At 49.2% G+C, this 21,173-nt stretch carries 19 protein-coding genes and 2 pseudogenes; 10 read left to right on the top strand and 11 right to left on the bottom strand.

Translation table 11 applies throughout. The annotated features are described in order from the left end of the window. Window positions 1-2 precede the first annotated feature (2 nt). The 3 genes from OGY19_RS07940 to OGY19_RS07930 are packed head-to-tail and all read right to left on the bottom strand — an operon-like array spanning window position 3 to window position 3,547. Entirely contained in the window at window positions 3-1,046 is a 1,044-nt protein-coding gene (locus OGY19_RS07940) for an NAD(P)-dependent alcohol dehydrogenase (RefSeq protein WP_115602159.1), read from the bottom strand. A 17-nt stretch (window positions 1,047-1,063) separates the two neighbouring features. Next, window positions 1,064-2,443: an MFS transporter gene (locus OGY19_RS07935; protein WP_115602160.1), complete on the bottom strand. Its 1,380-nt coding sequence runs from the start codon at window positions 2,441-2,443 to the stop codon at window positions 1,064-1,066. Window positions 2,444-2,470: 27 nt separating this feature from the next. After that, window positions 2,471-3,547, bottom strand: a complete 1,077-nt coding sequence (locus OGY19_RS07930; RefSeq protein ID WP_115602161.1) for a zinc-binding dehydrogenase — start codon at window positions 3,545-3,547, stop codon at window positions 2,471-2,473. Window positions 3,548-3,843: 296 nt separating this feature from the next. On the opposite strand from OGY19_RS07930, the gene chiD reads away from it, so the two are divergent. Both chiD and yajD read left to right on the top strand, forming a co-directional pair. Then, window positions 3,844-5,097, top strand: coding sequence for a chitinase ChiD (chiD, locus tag OGY19_RS07925; RefSeq protein ID WP_115602162.1), 1,254 nt, complete (start codon window positions 3,844-3,846; stop codon window positions 5,095-5,097). Window positions 5,098-5,191: 94 nt separating this feature from the next. After that, window positions 5,192-5,536, top strand: a complete 345-nt coding sequence (yajD, locus tag OGY19_RS07920) for an HNH nuclease YajD (protein ID WP_003030690.1) — start codon at window positions 5,192-5,194, stop codon at window positions 5,534-5,536. A 44-nt stretch (window positions 5,537-5,580) separates the two neighbouring features. On the opposite strand, the gene OGY19_RS07915 is transcribed toward yajD, so the two are convergent. Then, on the bottom strand, window positions 5,581-5,856 hold the full coding sequence (locus OGY19_RS07915; protein ID WP_048211919.1) for a YeaC family protein: 276 nt from the start codon (window positions 5,854-5,856) through the stop codon (window positions 5,581-5,583). A gap of 42 nt (window positions 5,857-5,898) precedes the next feature. Further along, window positions 5,899-6,312 carry a peptide-methionine (R)-S-oxide reductase MsrB gene (gene msrB / locus OGY19_RS07910; protein WP_048211920.1) on the bottom strand — a complete coding sequence of 138 codons (414 nt, stop codon included), beginning with the start codon at window positions 6,310-6,312 and terminating at the stop codon, window positions 5,899-5,901. 341 nt (window positions 6,313-6,653) lie between these two features. Here msrB and gapA point away from each other — a divergent pair, with 341 nt between their 5' ends. Further along, a complete protein-coding gene (gene gapA, locus OGY19_RS07905) occupies window positions 6,654-7,649 on the top strand; it encodes a glyceraldehyde-3-phosphate dehydrogenase (RefSeq protein WP_003030697.1) in 996 nt (331 codons plus the stop codon). 83 nt (window positions 7,650-7,732) lie between these two features. Next, window positions 7,733-8,617, top strand: a complete 885-nt coding sequence (locus tag OGY19_RS07900) for a D-hexose-6-phosphate mutarotase (RefSeq protein ID WP_115602163.1) — start codon at window positions 7,733-7,735, stop codon at window positions 8,615-8,617. Window positions 8,618-8,715: 98 nt separating this feature from the next. Here OGY19_RS07900 and OGY19_RS07895 read toward each other — a convergent pair whose 3' ends face one another. The 4 genes from OGY19_RS07895 to OGY19_RS07880 form a co-directional block, all read right to left on the bottom strand. Further along, on the bottom strand, window positions 8,716-9,570 hold the full coding sequence (locus OGY19_RS07895; RefSeq protein WP_048211922.1) for an aldo/keto reductase: 855 nt from the start codon (window positions 9,568-9,570) through the stop codon (window positions 8,716-8,718). Window positions 9,571-9,747: 177 nt separating this feature from the next. Then, the gene (locus OGY19_RS07890) at window positions 9,748-10,098 is read right to left on the bottom strand and encodes a hypothetical protein (protein ID WP_048211923.1); all 351 of its coding nucleotides are present in this window, start codon (window positions 10,096-10,098) and stop codon (window positions 9,748-9,750) included. A 10-nt stretch (window positions 10,099-10,108) separates the two neighbouring features. Then, window positions 10,109-10,351, bottom strand: coding sequence for a hypothetical protein (locus OGY19_RS07885; protein WP_048211924.1), 243 nt, complete (start codon window positions 10,349-10,351; stop codon window positions 10,109-10,111). Window positions 10,352-10,931: 580 nt separating this feature from the next. Further along, window positions 10,932-11,678, bottom strand: coding sequence for a MipA/OmpV family protein (locus OGY19_RS07880; RefSeq protein ID WP_048212595.1), 747 nt, complete (start codon window positions 11,676-11,678; stop codon window positions 10,932-10,934). A gap of 433 nt (window positions 11,679-12,111) precedes the next feature. On the opposite strand from OGY19_RS07880, the gene yeaG reads away from it, so the two are divergent. Then, window positions 12,112-14,046, top strand: coding sequence for a protein kinase YeaG (gene yeaG, locus OGY19_RS07875; protein WP_005120355.1), 1,935 nt, complete (start codon window positions 12,112-12,114; stop codon window positions 14,044-14,046). A 121-nt stretch (window positions 14,047-14,167) separates the two neighbouring features. Beyond that, complete coding sequence (locus tag OGY19_RS07870) at window positions 14,168-15,451, top strand: YeaH/YhbH family protein (RefSeq protein WP_048211926.1); 1,284 nt, start codon at window positions 14,168-14,170, stop codon at window positions 15,449-15,451. A gap of 65 nt (window positions 15,452-15,516) precedes the next feature. Here OGY19_RS07870 and OGY19_RS07865 read toward each other — a convergent pair whose 3' ends face one another. Beyond that, complete coding sequence (locus OGY19_RS07865) at window positions 15,517-16,287, bottom strand: class I SAM-dependent methyltransferase (RefSeq protein ID WP_048211927.1); 771 nt, start codon at window positions 16,285-16,287, stop codon at window positions 15,517-15,519. Window positions 16,288-16,452: 165 nt separating this feature from the next. On the opposite strand from OGY19_RS07865, the gene dgcJ reads away from it, so the two are divergent. From dgcJ to OGY19_RS07850, 3 genes are all read left to right on the top strand, one after another. Next, window positions 16,453-17,943, top strand: a complete 1,491-nt coding sequence (dgcJ, locus tag OGY19_RS07860) for a diguanylate cyclase DgcJ (protein WP_101741748.1) — start codon at window positions 16,453-16,455, stop codon at window positions 17,941-17,943. 43 nt (window positions 17,944-17,986) lie between these two features. Continuing rightward, window positions 17,987-18,490, top strand: coding sequence for a YbaK/prolyl-tRNA synthetase associated domain-containing protein (locus OGY19_RS07855; protein ID WP_048211929.1), 504 nt, complete (start codon window positions 17,987-17,989; stop codon window positions 18,488-18,490). Between the two features lie 138 nt (window positions 18,491-18,628). Further along, window positions 18,629-19,075, top strand: a complete 447-nt coding sequence (locus OGY19_RS07850) for a DUF441 domain-containing protein (RefSeq protein WP_042308914.1) — start codon at window positions 18,629-18,631, stop codon at window positions 19,073-19,075. On the opposite strand, the pseudogene OGY19_RS07845 reads toward OGY19_RS07850, so the two are convergent. Then, window positions 19,058-19,850: pseudogene (locus OGY19_RS07845) on the bottom strand (AraC family transcriptional regulator); the annotation flags it as partial. The gene OGY19_RS07850 and the pseudogene OGY19_RS07845 overlap by 18 nt on opposite strands. A 99-nt stretch (window positions 19,851-19,949) precedes the next feature. Between OGY19_RS07845 and OGY19_RS07840 the strand changes: the two are divergent. Beyond that, window positions 19,950-21,137 (top strand): annotated as a pseudogene (locus tag OGY19_RS07840) (CynX/NimT family MFS transporter). Window positions 21,138-21,173: the final 36 nt, after the last annotated feature.

Raw genomic sequence — 21,173 nt, 5'->3', positions numbered from 1 at the left:
AATTAATGATTTACTTTAATTACGCCTTTAATAATTTCGCTTTTGTTATTAACGGATTCATCAAACGCGCGCTGAACATCTGCATAATCGTAAATATGCGTCACCATCGATTTCACATCGAACCGACCGGAGGATATGGCTTCAATAGTAACCGGATAGCGGTTGGCGTAACGGAAAACGGTCTGAATAGACACTTCACGGTTAATTTTGAGGAAATTAATTGCGGAATCACCAGGTACTGTACCGACGATCATTATTTTCCCGCCGCGCATCACCAGATACGGCGCCTGCTTAACGGTGATGGCTGAACCGGCGGTTTCGAAAACAATGTCCGCGCCCATATCGCCAGAGAACTGTTGGCAGCGGACAATGGTGTCCTCTTTTGCACCGTTGATCACGGTTGTCGCCTCGAGTTGTTCGGCCATAGCCAGACGTTTGTCCAGCACATCAACCACCGCGATCTCGGTTGCGCCCAAACATTTACACGCTTGCAGAGTCATTAAACCAATACACCCCGCCCCGAGAATGACGATTTTCTTACCCGGTTTAACGTCTGCCAGCATTGCAGCATGCATACCCACCGCCGCAGGTTCCACCAACGCACCTTCCAGGGTGTCCATATTATCGGGCAACTTGTAAGTGAAGCTCTCCGGATGGCACAGATAGTGGGTTAGCGCACCGCGGTAGTTGGGCTGCGTAGCCATAAAATCGACGTCCGGGCAGATGTTGTATTTCCCTTCCAGGCAGTAGCGGCAGTGACCACACGGTACACCGGGTTCAATATTCACCCGATCACCCGGTTTAAATTTGGTTACACGGTTCCCTACCGCCACCACCGTACCGGCGCATTCATGCCCCAGACCAATTTCCTGATGAGGATCTTTTGGCGGAATAAAAGGACCTGATTCAAATCCATGAACATCTGAACCGCAAATGCCAACGTATTCCACTTTAATCAGCACTTCATGCTCATTGGGCACCGGAATATCGGCGGCGATGATTTTCATCGTGCCCGGCGTTTTTAATATCGCTTTCGAGTTTTTCATTTTATTTCCCGTCAATATTATTTGCTGGTGACTGCATCAATCCCGAGACTTTCGACAGAGATGCCTTTGGTTTCAATTCCGATGGTAGCAATAGCAATGGCGACAATAATGGAGACCGCACCTAGCAGTACAAACACCCCTGTCACGCCGTAACTATTAAGTAATACTGCGACTGCATAAGGTGCGGCGATACCACTGACACGCCCGACCGCGTTGGCCAGTCCCGAACCGCGAAGTTTCGCTTCGGTTGGCCATATTTCCGGAACATAGACAGCGGAGGCATAACAAACATACATATAAACAAAGGTAATCAGGAAAAAACCGATTAATGTAATTAACAGCATACTGGTTTGCAGCGAATAGATATAACCCAGTACAGCAATTAACACTAATAACCCCACTCCCATTGTTTTTCTCGGAATTTTATCCATGACCAGCATGGCGATAAAAATCCCAAACGGCGCACCGAACATGCTCATGGTATTTAAGACAATGGAGTCTTTCAGATTAATACCCTGAGTCATAAATATTGTCGGTAGCCAGTTAATTAAGGTGTACTGAACGACGTTCATGGCAATCAGAACAAAAGAACCCAAAATAACCCGCTTCAGCAATACACCTGTTAATAAGGCGGAGTACGGTACAGAACGCGGTTGTTTGCCATCATCCTTTATCACGACTGGCGGCAGTGGCTTACCGGTCTGTCGAATGACACCTTCTTCAATTGCCCGCATCACCTTTTCGGCTTCCTGGTAGCGCCCGCGAGACTCCAGCCAGCGAGGCGACTCAGGGAAACTGCGCCAGGCAATAACAGTAGCTATGAGCGACAGCACCGCTGGAATCAACAGCTGTACGCGCCAGTTCCATTCCGCGCTGATAAGTGGCGTCAGCCCCATCGCAATCAGCGAACAGAGTGGATAAGACCAGTTGCCGATAAACGAGACCCGACTCGACCATGTACCACGATTTCTGCCAGGCATATATTCGGTAAACCCGGCAAATAAGGTGACCAGCAGCGCGCCTAATCCAACTCCCATTACAAAACGGCAGGCGATCAGAAAGGTCATATTGGGTGAAAACGCACCCACGATCATAGAAATAATATGAATCGCTTCATACAGAATAAATGCATTTTTACGCCCGATTTTATCGCCAATAATTCCCCCGCCGAGCGCACCGAGAAACATTCCAGCCGTCGTAATGGCAGAGAACGTGGCGGTGGTGGAATTATCAGTCCAGCCAAGTTCTTTTAACTGCGCGAGAATTAATCCGCCGACGGCATTACTCCAGCAAACCAGTAATCCGAAGGCAACCATGGCAAACATTGACGTATGCCAGCGACAGTCAGGCAGCCTGTCCAACCTCGCGCCGCAGTGCGGTTTTGCTATTTGTTCCATCCGGGAACCTTCCTTTAATAAATGGAGTTATTCATCAAAGTCGTAGGTCATGATGACCTTAATCGCAGTCTTATCGACCATCGCGTCAAAACCTTCTCGCCATTGCGATAAGCCGATACGGTGAGTGATCATCGGTTTGACTTTTATCGCACCGCTAGCGAGCAGGCGAATAGCATTGCGCCAGGAAGTGGAATCGTAGGCCATATGACCAATGATGCTTTTATTCCACGCAGTGATGTCGTTAATAGAAAAATCGAGAGGTTTGAAGCCCATCCCCACGCGGACGACTTCACCGTTAGGACGCAGCATTTCGATAGATTGTTTCAGGGCAATATTGGCACCGGAACATTCGATGACCAGTCCCAGATTATCTTTCCCGCAGATCTCCTGACAACGTGCAACCACATCTTCGGTCGAACCGTTGACGACAGCCGTGGCCCCCATTTCTTTGGCTATCGGGAAACGCACTGCGACATCGTCTTCCAGCCCGACCATTACGATATTTACGGCCCCCATGATGCGCGCCATTTGCACGGAAAAGAGCCCTAATGGGCCGGTGCCGAAAACCACGACGTCCTGGCCGGGAAGGAATTTGGATTGCTGAGCAATAGATTTGTAGGCGTTACAGATAGGATCCAGCACCGCCGCTTCTTCATAATCAACGCCTTGTGGAATTTCCCACAGCGCATGGCGGTGAATTTTGAGGATTTCCCCCGGCACCAGGCAATATTTAGAGAACCCTCCGCCCCATGTGTTATTGTCGAGACCTAAGTTCACTTTTTCTGTACAACACAGAAAATCGCCCTGTTCACAAGCCGGACAAACACCGCAGACATGCCCGCTGTTGTCAGAAACCACTCGCTGACCGATTTTCCAGTCCTTAACCTTATCGCCAACCTGCACAATTTGGCCGGCAAATTCGTGACCACGAATCGAATTGAACTGGTCGGATCCACTGTCGACATTGTAGTGTTTCATGTCCGCGCCGCAGATAGCTGCAGCTTTGATTTCAATCACTACGTCATCCGGGCCGCATACCGGTTCCGGGACATCAATCATTTTGTAGCCGCCAAAGGCCTTGCCAAATCTTGCCAGTGCTTTCATTGAATTTTCCTTTGTGTTTAGTTTTGCATCACCTGGCATCATACTTATCCATATAATTTTTGAGGTCAACACAAAATCTTTAAAACACAGATTATTATCTGCATTTCACAACTTAGATCACAAATAAGTGCCAGATTGAGTCGAAAGCCAACGGCACATTGCAGCCGCTTGGCTAAAATGCCGTGAACCCCTTCGCATTTTTTCTGTTATGAAACTGTTAACCTGCAAGTGCTGTTTTTTTCGCCACGCCATTTCCGTGGCGTGTTTGCTTGTTTAAATGTCAAAGAGGAACACCGATGAAACTTTTGCCTTTGTTGGCAGCATTACCCCTGCTCTGCGCGAGCGTTGTTTCCGCCAGTTCGCTGATGTCTGTTGGCTACTTCAATGGCGGTGGTGACGTCACCGCGGGTCCTGGTGGCGATATCAATAAACTGGATGTTCGCCAGATAACCCATCTCAACTATTCGTTTGGCCTTGTCTATAACAATGAAAAAGGCGAGACCAATGACGCCTTAAAAGATGCCAGCAAGCTCCATCAAATTTGGCTTTCACAGAAAGTGCAGGATGATTTGCTGAAAATTCCACAGCTGCGTAAACAGAATCCGAACCTGAAAGTTCTGCTTTCCGTCGGCGGCTGGGGCGCACGCGGATTCTCTGGGGCTGCAGCAACGAAAGAATCGCGCGCGGTGTTTATTCAGTCTGCGCAGGAGATAATTGCGAAATATGGACTGGATGGCATCGACCTTGACTGGGAATATCCGGTCAACGGCGCCTGGGGACTGGTTGAAAGCCAGCCAGCCGACCGCGCGAACTTTACCGCGCTGTTAACAGAGCTGCGTGCCGCGTTGGGTCATAAAAAACTGCTAACCATCGCCGTGGGTGCGAATGCGGAAAGTCCGAAAAGCTGGGTGGATGTGAAAGCCATTGCGCCATCGCTCGATTACATCAACCTGATGACCTATGACATGGCCTACGGTACTCAGTATTTCAACTCGAATCTGTACGATTCGACACAATGGCCAACGGTCGCCGCAGCGGATAGGTACAGCGCCAATTTTGTCGTCGACAACTACCTTGCTGCCGGTCTAAAAGCGAGTCAAATGAACCTGGGCATCGGTTTTTATGGACGCGTACCAAAACGCGCCGTTGAGCCAGGTATTGACTGGAGCAAACCTGACGCGCAGAAAAATCCTGTTACCCAGCCCTATTTCGAGCCTGCGCAAATTGAGTTGTTCAAATCACTGGGCGTCGATCTGAGTAAAGATACCTATGTGAAGTACAACGATATTGTGGCGAAGTTGATCAACGATCCGCAGAAGCGCTTTAGCCAGCATTGGGATGATGAAGCAAAAGTGCCGTGGATATCGGTGCAGTCTGCAGATGGAAAAGCACTTTTTGCCCTCTCTTATGAAAACCCGCGCTCGGTAGCGATCAAGGCTGACTACATCAAGAGCAAGGGACTGGGAGGTGCCATGTTCTGGGAATACGGTGCAGATGACCAAAACCAGTTGGCGAAGCAGTTAGCCGATTCGTTAGGCATCAAACACTGATCCCAACGCCTGACACAATAGGTTATGATTAGCCCATTCTGCTGCGCCAGCCTTTGGCGCAGCTCTTCATTTTCTACTGGAGGCATGCGCTTTTATGGCTTTTATCCCTAAAAATTACGCCCGTCTGGAAGTCGGATACCGGGAAAAGGCGCTAAAGCTCTTCCCCTGGGTTTGTGGACGTTGTTCCCGTGAGTTCGTGTATTCAAATTTGCGCGAGCTGACGGTACATCACATCGATCACGATCACTCCAATAACCCGGAAGACGGTAGCAACTGGGAGATGTTATGCCTGTACTGTCACGATCATGAGCATTCGAAATACACTGAGGTTGATCAGTATGGTTCCACTGTAGTGGCGGGGGAAGATGCGCAGAAAGACGTCGGCGAGGCTAAATACAATCCGTTTGCCGATCTGAAGGCGATGATGAACAAGAAATAACATCAACTGCGGGCCCGACACCGATGTTTGCCGGGCCAGGTTAATCAGGATTTAAACGTCGCAATCGGTTCGGGCGTAATCCCAAATTCCATTTTAAGCTGCTGCTTACTCTTCATCACCATCTCACCGTTGGTATCGATCGTCATATGCTGTGCGTCAATATTGTTTCGCGCTTGCCATAACATCACCAGCTGTAAGCTGTTCTCTTTTTGTTCTGCCGTTAGCGCCACGCCATCCGGCCATTTTCCGAGTTCAACGGCAGTCGATAAGCGCTGATAAACTTCCGGCGTCATGCTGTTGATCATCTCATCAAGATTCATGTTAAATCCACTCTCCGTAGAATAATTTGCTGAATCGTTTCTTTAGCCCTTGGTTTGCTCGCCGTTTTCACCATCGGTGAAGTTCAAAGACGCTGAGTTAACGCAGTAACGTTCACCGGTAGGTTTCGGACCATCCGGAAAAACGTGTCCGAGGTGCGCATCACAGTTACCACAGCGAATTTCAATGCGCTGCATGCCATGTGAAGTATCTTTCATGTAACGGATAGCCTCTTCACTGACGGGCTCGTAAAAGCTGGGCCAGCCGCAGCCAGAGTCATATTTTGTCTCGGAACGAAATAGCGGTTTGTCGCAGATCAAACAGTGGTAGATGCCGTCACGCTTGTTATGCAGCAAACGCCCGGTAAATGGCGGTTCTGTCCCGTGATTCTGCGTCACGTAGAACTGCATTTCGGTTAAATTTTTTTTCAGTTCTTCTGGAGAAGGTTGATTAGCCATTTGCTCACATCTCACTTTATCTAAACTCACATTGCGAGACAGATTCTAACAAAACATTAACACCGGAGTGCGAACTTTTGTTCTAAACTTGATCCTTGCGAAATGGCAGCCTGCAATTCGTGATAAGAATCACGTTTTTATCTTAATTGCCCTTTAAAATTCGGGCCGCCGACCCCATGTGGTTTCAAGCCCAAAGGAAGAGTGAGGCGAGTCAGTTGCGCAAAGCTTAGGCAGCAGATTGATTTGTCGCAATGATTGACACGATTCCGCTTGACGCTGCGTAAGGTTTTTGTAATTTTACAGGCAACCTTTTATTCACTAACAAATAGCTGGTGGAATATATGACTATCAAAGTAGGTATCAACGGTTTTGGCCGTATCGGTCGCATTGTTTTCCGTGCTGCTCAAGAACGCTCTGACATCGAGATCGTTGCAATCAACGACCTGTTAGACGCTGACTACATGGCTTACATGCTGAAATATGACTCCACTCACGGCCGTTTCAACGGTACCGTTGAAGTGAAAGACGGTCATCTGATCGTAAACGGTAAAAAAATCCGTGTTACCGCTGAACGTGATCCGGCTAACCTGAAATGGGACGAAGTTGGTGTTGACGTAGTTGCTGAAGCTACTGGCCTGTTCCTGACAGACGAAACTGCTCGTAAGCACATCACTGCTGGCGCGAAAAAAGTGGTTCTGACTGGTCCGTCCAAAGATAACACTCCGATGTTTGTTAAAGGCGCAAACTTTGACAAATACGAAGGTCAGGACATCGTTTCTAACGCTTCCTGCACCACTAACTGCCTGGCTCCGCTGGCTAAAGTTATCAACGACAACTTCGGCATCATCGAAGGTCTGATGACCACTGTTCACGCGACCACCGCTACTCAGAAAACCGTTGATGGCCCGTCTCACAAAGACTGGCGCGGCGGCCGCGGCGCATCCCAGAACATCATCCCGTCCTCTACCGGTGCTGCTAAAGCTGTAGGTAAAGTACTGCCAGAACTGAACGGCAAACTGACCGGTATGGCGTTCCGCGTTCCTACCCCGAACGTATCCGTTGTTGACCTGACCGTTCGTCTGGAAAAAGCTGCTTCTTATGAAGAAATTAAGAAAGCAATCAAAGCTGCTTCCGAAGGCCCGATGAAAGGCGTTCTGGGTTACACCGAAGACGACGTAGTATCTACCGATTTCAACGGTGAAGTTTGCACTTCCGTGTTCGATGCTAAAGCTGGTATCGCACTGAACGACAACTTCGTGAAACTGGTATCCTGGTACGACAACGAAACCGGCTACTCCAACAAAGTTCTGGACCTGATTGCTCACATCTCCAAATAAGTTGAGATGAGTATCTGATCCAAAAAGGCGACTTCGGTCGCCTTTTTTTATGACCAAAATATTTACATACCAAGGATTGCATCATGATTAACAAAATTTTCGCTCTCCCGGTCATTGAACAGCTTACCCCTGTCCTCTCCCGCCGTCAGCTTGATGAACTTGAGGTTCTTGTTGTCGATCACCCACAGGTTAAAGCTTCTTTCGCGCTGCAGGGCGCACATCTTCTTTCCTGGAAACCAAACGGCGAAGAGGAAGTCCTGTGGCTAAGTAACAATACCCCGTTCAAAACAGGCGTAGCGCTGCGTGGCGGCGTCCCCATTTGCTGGCCGTGGTTTGGCCCGGCGGCTCAACAGGGTTTGCCTTCTCATGGTTTTGCTCGTAACTTGTCCTGGACGCTGAAGGCGCACAACGAAGATGACAACGGCGTGGTACTGACGTTTGAACTGCAGAGCAACGCTGAAACGCGTCAGCTATGGCCACACGACTTTACCCTGCTTGCCCGCTTTAAGGTCGGTGCTACCTGTGAAATCGAACTGGAAGCCCACGGTGAGTTTGAAACCACCTCCGCACTGCATACCTACTTCAACGTGGGTGATATTGCCGCAGTGAAAGTCAGTGGTCTTGGCGATCGCCTGATCGATAAAGTGAACGATGCGAAAGAAGATGTGCTGGCTGACGGCATTCAGACCTTCCCGGACCGCACCGATCGTGTCTATCTGAATCCGGAAGCGTGCAGCGTGATTCATGATGATTCGCTCAAGCGCAATATCGATGTCGTGCACCACCACCATCTGAACGTTGTCGGCTGGAACCCGGGTCCGGCGCTGTCCATTAGCATGGGCGACATGCCGGATGACGGTTACAAAACGTTTGTTTGTGTAGAAACGGCTTACGCGACCGCTCCGCAGAAAACCACCGAAGAAAAACCATCTCGCCTCGCGCAGACTATTCGTGTGGCTAAACGCTAAGACAACTCTGCGCATCATGCCGGATGCGGCTGACGCCTTATCCGGCCTACAAACCGCTCGTAGCCGTAGGCCTGATAAGCGCAGCGCCATCAGGCAAATCAGGCCATATCCAGCGCCGTTTTACCTTTTGGCGCCGGATATGCCTCATCTAACAACTTCAGTTCATCAACCGAGAGCGTGATATTCAGCGCGGCGGCATTTTGTTCGACATGCGCTACGCTTGCCGCTTTTGGAATCGCGATCACGCCCGGTTGACGAATAACCCACGCCAGCAAGATCTGGGCGGTACTGGCATCGTGTGCACGTGCAATGTCGCTAATCACCGAATGAGTGAGCAGACCACGGCGCAACCGTCCCGCCTGGGCCAGCGGACTGTAAGCCATGACCGGCATCTGCTGTTGCTGACACCATGGCAGCAAGTCATATTCAATGCCGCGCGACGCTAAATGATATAGCACCTGGTTAGTGGCGCATTGTCGTCCACCTGCAACCTGCCATAGCGCCTGCATCTCGTCATAATCGAGATTCGAAACACCCCACCGACGAATTTTCCCCTGAGCGATGAGTTTTTCCATGGCGCTGACGGTTTCTTCATAAGTAAAGTCCCCCGTCCAGTGCAGCAAATAGAGATCCAGATAGTCGGTTTTCAGCCGGCGCAGACTGCCTTCACAGGCAGCAATCGCTTTCTGGCCTCCGGCATTCCACGGATAAACTTTTGAAACCAAAAATGCACCATCGCGCCGTCCCGCTAAGGCTTCGCCAACAATCTCTTCTGCTGCACCATCAGCATACATTTCTGCCGTATCAATCAGACGCAGCCCCAGATCCAGGCCAGCCTGCAACGCCGAGACTTCATCACGACGACGGCAGGGGTTCTCCCCCATGTTCCATGTTCCCTGCCCAATAGCAGGAAGTGATACCTGTTTTGTAAACATCACTTGTTTTACTGTCATAGTTCCCCCTGAGCACATGCACCACAGTAAAGCAAAACATGGGTGATGTGTCCTGTGATGGTGCACAAATTGCACCATCCTCGTTTGGAGGGCTCGTCGTTAATCAGACACAATAAAAAACCCGGGAACAGTATTTATTTCCGGGCTCAGACAGATAACTTGTTAGCTGTACTGAGATTATTTTAAACGGCCTAAATATTTACCTTCTTTCATGGCGTTTATTTTTCCGTTCTTATACACAATAACCGAAATCAGGCCTGCACTGTAAGTTTGCGCATCTGCATTATTTTCATCATTGGCTGCCGGGCTACCATTAATGTAGGCAATGCCATCGGTACCACGTTTAAAATCAACCCCCAGTTTATTCACATGTATAGATTTTACCATACTGGCGTTAACCGGAACATTCGCTTCACTAACCATGGTTTTATGATCATGTTGCAACTGACGACGGTAAGCCTCGCTAATAGCATGAGCAGGGACAACAGTTGATGCCACCAGCGCAGCGGTAATAATTAATTTATTCATGAGTAAAACCTTAATATTTATTGTGATTATGATGATGGCTGGAATTACCGTCATTTGTGATGTACAGGTTCTGTGCATTTTCCATAGCCTGTTTTTCCGCTGCAGCATTGATTGTAGCCTGACGATTCTGCTCAACAACGTAGCATGCATCCCGACTGACGCCCTTGTTCTCACAGTCATTCATGCGAGAGGCCTCGGTAGAACAACCCGCCAGAACCCCACCCATCACAGCTATCATGATTAATTTTTTCATTATCTATACCAGGTTTATTCTCAAAAACCTTCATCGCAGATTATATTTCTGCAAGAAAGAATTACGCTCACTACTTTCAAAGTTTGAGTAATATCTGCAATAGAATATTTAATGTCAATTTTAATTTTTTCAGATAATTACCTAAAGAATGTAAAATAAAAATTAAACGTTTTGTTTTTTAGTTTTCACATGAAAGATGACTTTCATGGTTAAATTAAACGATAAAAATAGTTATCAGATATTTTCAACACGTTTTGCAAGGTTAATTGAGATCCAGGAGTAATAACAAAACAGTGCATTTTCAGTATATTGCCGTAGTAGATTTTGTTAGTCGCTAACGATGATTGGTTCTGCGACACCTGTATTTCTTACGCTGTAAGAAAATCGATATCAGACTAATTAAATAATACGTTCCTTTTTGGTAACTACACCAGGTAAAACACGTTAATTATTCGTTGCAGCATCGCATAAGGCAGAATCAGCAGAAATCGTGAATTCTCATGCTTGAGATCAACATTCATTCCCGTCAGGCATAAAAAAGCCCGCATAACGCGGGCTCATGTTCAGCATTGGAAATGCATCAGAACTTATAGGTGATACCCGTTGAGATCAGACCCGTCCAGGATTTGTCTACCATCGGGCTGTCTGTCACTTCATCAGACAAACGGGTGTAACGCGCAGTACCGTACACGCTCCAGTCGCCTAAGAAATTATAGTTGGCGCTGAGTTCAAGGTACGGATTCCAGCTGCTTTCAGGATCGTAGCTGCGTAAACCACTGCGGGACGATTCGTGGCGCGATACACCGTAGTAGTACTGGTTCTGGTTTTCACTGTTCCACTCAACACCAATCCCCGGTGTCAGCGTCAGGCCCCCGTTGGTATAACGGTACAGCCATGCCAGATCCCATACGATACCATTACTGTTATCCAGTGCGTCTCCCGCGAGGCTGGTACGCAGGAAACCATATTGTGTGTTATGCACGTAAGAAAGCCCGGCCATCATGGTGCTCTTGCGCTTATCGAGATTGCGCAGACGGCTATCGTCGCTGTCGCCCGGCTTGAAGTACAGTGGCGACCAGTACGCCATCACAGATAATTTATCTGTATTGTCATTCCACAGGTAGTAACCGCCGCCCAGACCACGGAACCAGAAGTTGTCGCTTTCATAGGTCACAACAGGGACCGGGTAAACGTCACTATCGTAGTTTTTGTAAGGGTGTTCAACCACACCAACGCCTGCGCCCAGCGTCAGGTTGCTTTCTGCTTGCGCGACGCTCGCGGACGTGGCAATAAGCACGCCAAGTGCCAGAAGTTTGAGTTTGGTCACAATCCATAATTCCTTATTCAAATGTTTAGCGACGAAAGTGTAACCGCCAATACGCTTCAGCCCAACTATTTTACGTATTACCTGCCCAATGTAACCCCCTAATTTCTCAACGAGTGATGACATTTTGCTTGCAGTACGGTGAACACCACATGAATTCAGCCCCATTTCTTTACATAACATGTGCTTTTTTTGCTGATGAGTTATTGATATGCCATTGAAATTCATTTGCGCGTACAGGCAAGTTTTGCAAATGCCATCTACGCTTAAATTTAGAAGGTGTATCACCGAATACGTTGATCTCCTGACCATCGAAATGGCATGAGAGTTGCTTATTTCTTCAGCAGCGACGTCGTTCAGTTTACCTCTTCAGGGGCCTCTACTATTCATATGAACGGCTCTTAACATGTGCTAAAAAACGAAAGGACGGCATACCATGAATATATTCGATCACTATCGCCAGCGTTATGAAGCTGCCAAGGACGAAGAGTTCACGCTGCAGGAGTTTCTTACCACTTGTCGGCAAGATCGCAGTGCTTATGCCAACGCGGCAGAGCGGCTATTAATGGCTATTGGTGAGCCTGTCATGGTTGACACTGCCCACGAACCTCGACTTTCTCGACTCTTTTCGAATCGGGTGATTGCTCGTTATCCCGCTTTTGAAGAGTTTTACGGCATGGAAGACGCGATTGAACAGATTGTTTCTTATCTGAAACATGCGGCTCAGGGGCTGGAAGAGAAGAAGCAGATCCTCTATCTGCTGGGGCCTGTGGGAGGCGGGAAATCATCGCTTGCTGAGCGACTGAAGTCGCTGATGCAACGAGTGCCCATTTATGTTCTCAGCGCCAATGGTGAACGTAGCCCGGTTAACGATCATCCGTTATGCCTGTTTAATCCGCAGGAAGACGCGCAGATCCTGGAAAAAGAGTATGGGGTTCCGCGTCGCTATCTCGGTACAATCATGTCGCCGTGGGCTGCGAAGCGTTTGCATGATTTCGGCGGGGACATCACTAAATTCCGCGTCGTCAAAGTCTGGCCGTCTATTCTCGAGCAAATCGCCATCGCTAAAACGGAGCCTGGTGATGAAAACAACCAGGACATTTCCGCTCTGGTCGGGAAAGTAGATATTCGTAAACTCGAACACCATGCACAGAACGATCCTGACGCCTATGGCTACTCAGGTGCGCTGTGCCGCTCCAACCAGGGGATTATGGAATTCGTTGAGATGTTTAAAGCACCGATTAAAGTGCTGCATCCTCTGCTGACCGCCACCCAGGAAGGAAACTACAACGGGACAGAAGGTATCTCCGCCCTGCCGTTTAACGGGATTATTCTTGCCCACTCGAACGAATCTGAATGGGTAACGTTCCGTAATAACAAAAACAATGAGGCGTTCCTTGACCGTGTTTACATCGTCAAAGTGCCTTATTGCCTGCGGATCTCTGAAGAGATCAAAATTTACGAAAAACTGCTTAACCATAGTGAGCTGACCCATGCGCCTTGCGCACCGGGCACGTTGGAAACCCTCTCTCGCTTTACCATTCTTTCTCGCCTGAAAGAACCTGAGAACTCGAGCATTTACTCGAAGATGCGCGTTTACGATGGCGAAAGCCTGAAAGATACCGATCCAAAAGCGAAATCCTATCAGGAGTATCGGGATTACGCCGGGGTTGATGAGGGAATGAACGGTCTGTCCACGCGTTTCGCGTTTAAGATCCTCTCTCGCGTCTTTAACTTTGACCATGCCGAAGTGGCAGCTAACCCGGTTCATCTGTTCTACGTACTGGAGCAGCAAATCGAACGCGAGCAATTCCCGCAGGAGCAGGCTGAGCGTTATCTTGAGTTCCTGAAAGGCTATCTGATCCCGAAATATGCTGAATTCATCGGCAAAGAGATCCAGACGGCTTATCTCGAATCTTATTCCGAATACGGACAGAACATTTTTGACCGTTATGTGACCTATGCGGATTTCTGGATTCAGGATCAGGAGTATCGCGATCCAGATACCGGTCAGCTGTTCGATCGCGAGTCACTGAACTCAGAACTGGAGAAAATTGAAAAGCCGGCGGGTATCAGCAACCCGAAAGATTTCCGTAACGAGATCGTCAACTTTGTTCTGCGTGCCAGAGCGAATAACAGCGGTCGCAATCCAAACTGGACCAGTTACGAAAAACTGCGCACGGTTATTGAGAAGAAAATGTTCTCCAATACCGAAGAGTTGCTGCCGGTCATTTCGTTTAACGCTAAAACCTCGACTGACGAGCAGAAAAAGCACGACGATTTTGTCGACCGTATGATGGAAAAAGGCTATACGCGTAAACAGGTACGTTTACTGTGCGAATGGTATTTGCGCGTACGTAAATCGTCTTAACATAAGTGCCCGGTGGCGCATGCGCTTACCGGGCTTGCAAAATAATGTTCCGTAGGCCGGATAGCGCCAGCGCCATCCGGCACTTACAGACATGGCGAACAGTTGGCAGTACGGGGGGCATATGACCTGGTTTATTGACCGGCGTCTTAACGGCAAGAACAAGAGCACGGTAAATCGCCAACGCTTCTTGCGCCGTTATAAATCGCAAATTAAACAGTCGATCTCCGAGGCCATTAACAAGCGTTCGGTGACCGATGTAGATAGCGGCGAATCTGTCTCTATTCCGACCGATGATATTAGCGAACCGATGTTTCATCAGGGGCGCGGTGGCCTGCGTCATCGCGTGCATCCAGGTAATGATCATTTTGTACAGAATGACCGTATCGAACGTCCGCAGGGGGGCGGCGGCGGTTCAGGTAGCGGACAAGGCCAGGCCAGTCAGGATGGAGAGGGTCAGGATGAGTTCGTCTTTCAGATATCTAAAGATGAATATCTTGATCTGCTGTTCGAAGATTTAGCGCTTCCTAATCTGAAGCAGAATCAGCAACGTCAGTTAACGGAGTTTAAAACGCACCGTGCAGGATTTACCTCCAACGGTGTGCCCGCCAATATCAGCGTGGTGCGCTCCTTGCAAAACTCACTGGCGCGTCGCACAGCAATGACGGCGGGTAAACGTCGTGAACTGCATGCGCTTGAGGCCGATCTGGAAACCATCGCCAAAAGTGAACCCGCGCAGTTGCTGGAAGAGGAAAGGTTACGCAAAGAGATTGCCGAACTACGGGCAAAAATCGAACGCGTGCCGTTTATAGATACTTTTGATTTGCGCTACAAGAATTATGAGAAACGACCCGATCCTTCCAGCCAGGCGGTGATGTTCTGTCTGATGGACGTCTCCGGCTCAATGGATCAGTCGACTAAAGATATGGCAAAACGTTTTTATATCCTGCTGTATCTGTTCCTGAGCCGCACTTACAAAAACGTGGAGGTTGTCTATATTCGCCATCATACTCAGGCGAAAGAGGTTGATGAACACGAGTTCTTCTACTCTCAGGAAACGGGGGGAACCATAGTTTCCAGCGCCCTGAAGTTAATGGATGAAGTGGTAAAAGATCGCTACAACCCTGCCCAGTGGAATATCTATGCCGCTCAGGCATCGGATGGCGATAACTGGGCAGATGATTCACCACTGTGTCATGAAATCCTGGCGAAAAAACTGCTGCCGGTGGTGAGATATTACAGCTATATCGAAATCACTCGCCGTGCGCACCAGACCTTGTGGCGTGAATACGAACATCTGCAATCAACCTTTGATAACTTTGCGATGCAGCATATTCGCGATCAGGATGATATTTACCCAGTATTCCGCGAACTGTTCCATAAGCAAAGTACGACCAGCAATAATTAGCCTAAACAAATCAGTCAGCGCGTATATGTGCTGACTGATTTTATAAATAGTGCCCCATCCTGTTTTTATTTTCCCTTAACAGAGCAGCAGGCAATGTAGTTTAGCTGATGACGTTGCGAACGGAAGAAGCGAAACATTTTCAGGAACCGACGGCGATTTTCGTAAGTGCGTAAACCGTTAAACATAATTTTAATCGCCCCAGTAACTCCCTCATCACGAATTAATCCTCCTGGCGACATCAGCGACATAGCGCCATTCTGCTGCATGACCTGTTCAAAACCGCAGTTGAGAAATAACTCACGCCAGCCTTGTCTGGTCATCGGACTCACGTTTGATTTCACCACCTCCACAAGCTTGCCCTGCTCGCTCGCGTCCAGTCTTTGAGTGGTGAACATAATGTCGTGGGTTAACAGACGACCGCCGGGTTTCAACACGCGATAATATTCGGCAATTAATTTCGCCTTCGCTTTATCGGCATACATTGTCAGCATGGCCTCGTTAATCACCACATCGAAGCTGTTATCCGCAAAAGGAAGGGTACTGGCATTCGCAGCCATCACATGAATGTGATTTTCCAGCCCATTTGCTGCCACATTATTTCTGGCATTTGATAGCGCGGTTTTATCCATATCGATAGCGTAGACCGTACAACCAAAGCGTTGTGCTATCTCTATCGCCGTGGTGGCCATATTACAGGCCACTTCCAGCACCTGGCTGTCGGGCGCCAGCTGTGACTGGCTGAACAACCACTCTGTTGCTTCAATGCCCCCCGGACGCAGACGGGTTTTGCCCAGGCTGGCTAAGAACGTATGGCCCGCTTTTTCAGTCGTGCTCATCTGCCTGTCTCCTTTTCTATAAGTTGCATTATAAATACAATATTAAGAGTTAAAGGTGAAGAGTACGAATGTTTTTTATTACAAAATGTCCTTCCGCGTAGCGTTAGAGAGGAGCTATACCGTGTGATAGACTGAAGTATCAGACTTACAGGGCTGTAAATCATTATGAAATTGCATCATAAAGCGCTCAGGCTCTTTATCTCCGTTAGCGTAATTGTTTTGACGTCTTCTTTTTTGGTTTATGAGCTCATTGCCAGCGATAAAGCGATGAATGCGTACATGCGCTATATCAATGAGAAAGCCGACTCATCATTTCTTTATGATAAGTATACTAATCAAAGTATTGCCGCCCATCTGATGCGCACATTTTCATCCCCTCAGGAACCCGCGTCTGTCGAACAACAAAAAGCACTTTGCAACGCTTTCGACAGCGTTAACGGCACTCATGGACTCAATCTCACAGAGCATAACTACCCGCCATTGCACGGGACGCTGCAAACCACCTCAACGAAATGTAGCGAACAACTTGAAGACATATTCCTGCTGCCCTCTTTTGATAAGGCGGTAAACGCTAATCGTGAGCAGAAAGATTACGGTCAGGGATTAGGTACGCTGGAGTATAAATTCCGATATTACGTCGACCTCAAAAATAACTACGTCTATTTCTATGACCGAATCGACTCGCGCCAATTTGCGATACATAACTGGACGTTTTTGCAAAAAGGCACCCTGGGCATCGACCAGAATGATATTGACGGTATTTTCACGGGGCGTACGGTGATCTCCAGTATTTATCTGGATAACCTGACCGGGAAAAAGGTGATGAGCTTTTTAACGCCGGTCTACTCTACCGGTAAGTTAAAAGGTGTAGTAATGGTGGATATCAACAAAGAGAATTTAAAGAATATCTTTTATACCAGCGACCGGCCTCTGGTATGGCGCTATCTTAACGTTACGCTCTCGGATACCAGCTCCGGTAAAGAGATTCTCGTTCACCAAAGTGAGACTAACCTGTTTCACTATGTTCACTACGAGAAGGACATTCCAGGCGGCATACGCATAACCTTAACGCTTGATTTAATGTACTTTATTGTCTCATCCTGGAAAATCTTCGCTTTCTATCTGCTGGCAACAATTTTGCTGTTGAATCTGGTCAGAACGCATTTTCGCTTGTATCACAACGTCACGCGCGAAAATATCAGTGACGCCATGACCGGACTCTACAATCGGAAAGTTTTAACCCCGACGCTCGAACAACGTTTGCAGCAGTTGGTCAATACGGGCACTCTCGTCACCTTTATCGCCATCGACTGCGATAAGCTGAAAGTCATCAATGATACGTTAGGGCATAAAGAAGGTGATCGGATTATCACTCATCTGGCCAAAGCCATTCAAAGTTCCATTCGCAAAAGCGACTACGCCATCCGCCTCGGCGGCGATGAGTTTTGTATCATCCTCATCGACCATCCCAGTGATTTAACGCCCCGCCTGCTGGAGAGAATTCGCTATAACTTACAAATTATTGCGCATGATATATCCATCAGCTTCTCAGCCGGGGTTTATAATATGCAGCCGAACGACACTATTGATGATGCTTACAAAGCATCTGATGCACAGCTCTATATGAACAAACAGAAAAAACGCGCCGGTGCGTGATTATTTTTCTGCAGGATTTTCATTGTTGTACCAGGAGTAAGTCATGACGGAAGTGAACAAAGGTAACGCAACGCATCAGCGTTTAATTTCGCTGTTGTCAGAGCAAGGCGCAACGTACCGCGTGGTAAGCCATGAAGCCGTCGGCAAATGTGAGGCAGTTTCTGAAATTCGTGGTACCGCGCTCGGCCAGGGAGCAAAAGCCCTGGTCTGTAAGGTCAAAGGCAACGGCGTTAATCAGCATGTGTTGGCAATTTTGCCCGCTGACCAGCAGGCCGATCTCAGTTTGTTAGCGGGTCATATTGGTGGGTTAAGAGCATCGCTTGCCAGCCCGGCGGAAGTCGATGAACTTACCGGCTGTGTATTTGGCGCGATCCCGCCGTTTAGCTTCCACCCGAATCTCAAGCTGGTCGCCGATCCGCTATTGTTTGAGCGTTTTCATGAAATTGCGTTTAATGCCGGGTTGCTGGAAAAATCTGTGATCATGGATACCGCAGATTACCTGCGTATCGCGCAACCTGAATTAATCCCTTTCCGCCGCGAACAATAACGGTCTGCGTTAGCAGTAAAAAACGTCGCATCGTGCGTTAGCCCAAAAAAAATCATAATCATTAAAAAAAGCCTGTTCCGTCACGCGTTTACGCGTACAGTAAGCAGGCTTATTTTTTCTTTTGGCAAGGAAACTACGATGTTTGATGTCACTCTGCTGATCCTGCTTGGACTGGCAGCTCTGGGCTTTGTCAGCCACAACACCACTGTCGCCGTTTCAATTCTGGTGCTGATAATCGTCCGTGTTACTCCGCTGAATACATTCTTCCCGTGGATTGAAAAGCAGGGGCTTACCGTTGGGATTATTATTCTGACCATTGGCGTCATGGCGCCGATCGCCAGCGGAACGCTGCCCCCCTCTACGCTTATTCACTCCTTTGTAAACTGGAAGTCGCTTGTCGCTATCGCCGTCGGCGTTGTTGTCTCCTGGCTTGGCGGGCGCGGCGTCACGCTGATGGGTAGCCAACCTCAACTCGTCGCCGGTTTACTGGTGGGCACGGTTCTGGGCGTGGCGCTGTTTCGCGGGGTGCCAGTGGGACCGCTCATTGCGGCAGGTCTGGTCTCGTTGATTGTTGGGAAGCAGTAGTCAATCCTGCCAGATAACGGCCTGGCGTTTGTCCCAGGCCTTTTTTGAACATGGTGATAAACGCGGTCGTTGAATCGTAACCGAGCATTTGAGCAACCTGCTGTACATTGTGCCCGTCGATTAGAGCTTGCAGCGCCAGGATCAGCTGTAGCTGGTGACGCCAGCGGCGAAAGCTTAATCCTGTTTCTTTGACAACCAGACGAGCAAGGTTACGCTCACTCATGGCAAACACGTTGGCCCACTGCCCCAGTGTTTGCCATTGTGCAGGTTCCTGCGCCATCGTCGCCACCATCTTGCGAATTTTCGGGTGATCGGATACTGGTAACTGCATTTGCTCCTGTGGCTGCTGCGGGAGTTCGTCAAACAACACCTGCGTTAACCGCTGGGTAGCTGGTTCACAGAGCTGGGCATCCGTTTTGTTCGCCAGCGCAAGAATAAGTTCCCGACATAACGGAGCGATTTTCAGCGTGCAGCAACATTCAGGCATCACGACAGCCTGCGGCTCAATAAACAGAAAACACAATTGCGCGCCCACGGTAACGTGGTTGCTGTGTGGAATTTCGCCAGGGATCCACACCGCATATTGCGGCGGCACCATCCACATGGCGTTCTCCACTTCGCAGGTAATTGCACCATGCAACGCCAGGATTAACTGACCTTTGCGGTGTTGATGCAGTGGGCTGAAAAGTTCATCTTCCTGAGCCTGAATACAAAAAGCCACGGCGGCATCGTGGTAAAGATCGGGTTGATACCCATCCAGTCTCAGCCCCAACATAAGAATGTCCTATTTTAGCGATAAACTGTCATTTTAGCTTGATTCATCCATAGTGTAAAAACGCTAAAGTATCGCCTCGCCTGACGATATGAGAAAAAAATGATTATTACACCTTCCTCCCGCGGCAAAAGCGCAGTGCTGCTGATCGCGGGGATCCTGATGATTGCCACCACACTACGCGTCACCTTTACCGGTGCAGCCCCATTGCTGGATGCCATTCGCGCCGACTACGGCCTGAGTACCGCCCAGACGGGACTTCTGACTACCCTGCCGCTGCTGGCCTTCGCGCTGGTATCCCCCCTCGCTGCCGCCGTTGCGCGCCGTTGGGGCATTGAGCGCAGCCTGTTAGCAGCCATGCTGCTGATCTGTGTGGGTATTGCTATACGTTCGCTCCCTTCATCCGGAGCCTTGTTTGGTGGGACGGCAGTCATTGGCTGTGGCATCGCACTGGGAAATGTCCTTTTGCCGGGACTCATTAAGCGTGATTTTTCACAGCATGTGGCAAAGCTTACCGGGGCGTATTCGTTAACGATGGGCGCTGCAGCAGCGCTGGGGTCGGCAATGGTCGTGCCGCTGGCGTTAAATGGATTTGGCTGGCGCGGCGCACTGATGATGTTAATGATCTTTCCGCTGCTGGCGTTATTGATCTGGTTACCTCAATGGCGCCAGACGGCCAATGCCAGCCTCAGTAATTCGCGAGCGTTGCACTCCCGCGCGATCTGGCGCTCCAGTCTCGCCTGGCAGGTCACGCTGTTTTTGGGCATCAACTCACTCATCTATTATGTCATTATCGGCTGGTTACCCGCCATTATGATCAGCCACGGCTACAGTGAGGCACAGGCGGGATCGCTGCATGGTTTGCTGCAACTGGCGACCGCAGCTCCCGGGCTACTGATCCCCCTCGTTCTGTATCGGTTTAAAGATCAGCGTACTATCGCCGCACTGGTCTCGTTAATGTGCGCTGTCGGCGCTGCAGGGTTTGCTGTTATGCCCGGGCAGGCGGCCCTGTGGACCGTGCTGTTTGGCTTTGGCTCCGGTGCCACGATGATCCTCGGTCTCACCTTTATCGGGCTACGTGCAAGCTCAGCGCACTAGGCTGCCGCGCTATCAGGCATGGCGCAATCTGTCGGATATTTGCTGGCCGCATGTGGGCCGCCGGTGATGGGGAAAATTCACGATCTTAACGATAGCTGGCAGATCCCGCTGGTTGGCGTCGCACTGCTCGCTCTCATCATGGCCGTGTTTGGCGTCTGTTCAGGACGCGACAAAGAGATCGCCAGCACGTAATACACCGGGCAGGTGAATAAGCAACCTGCCCAGTTG

The sequence above is a fragment of the Citrobacter sp. Cy070 genome (genome assembly GCF_030332245.1).
GTDB lineage: Bacteria > Pseudomonadota > Gammaproteobacteria > Enterobacterales > Enterobacteriaceae > Citrobacter > Citrobacter youngae.
The sequence above is the reverse complement of the archived record's forward strand: the minus strand, read 5'-3'. Positions and strand labels throughout refer to the sequence as shown.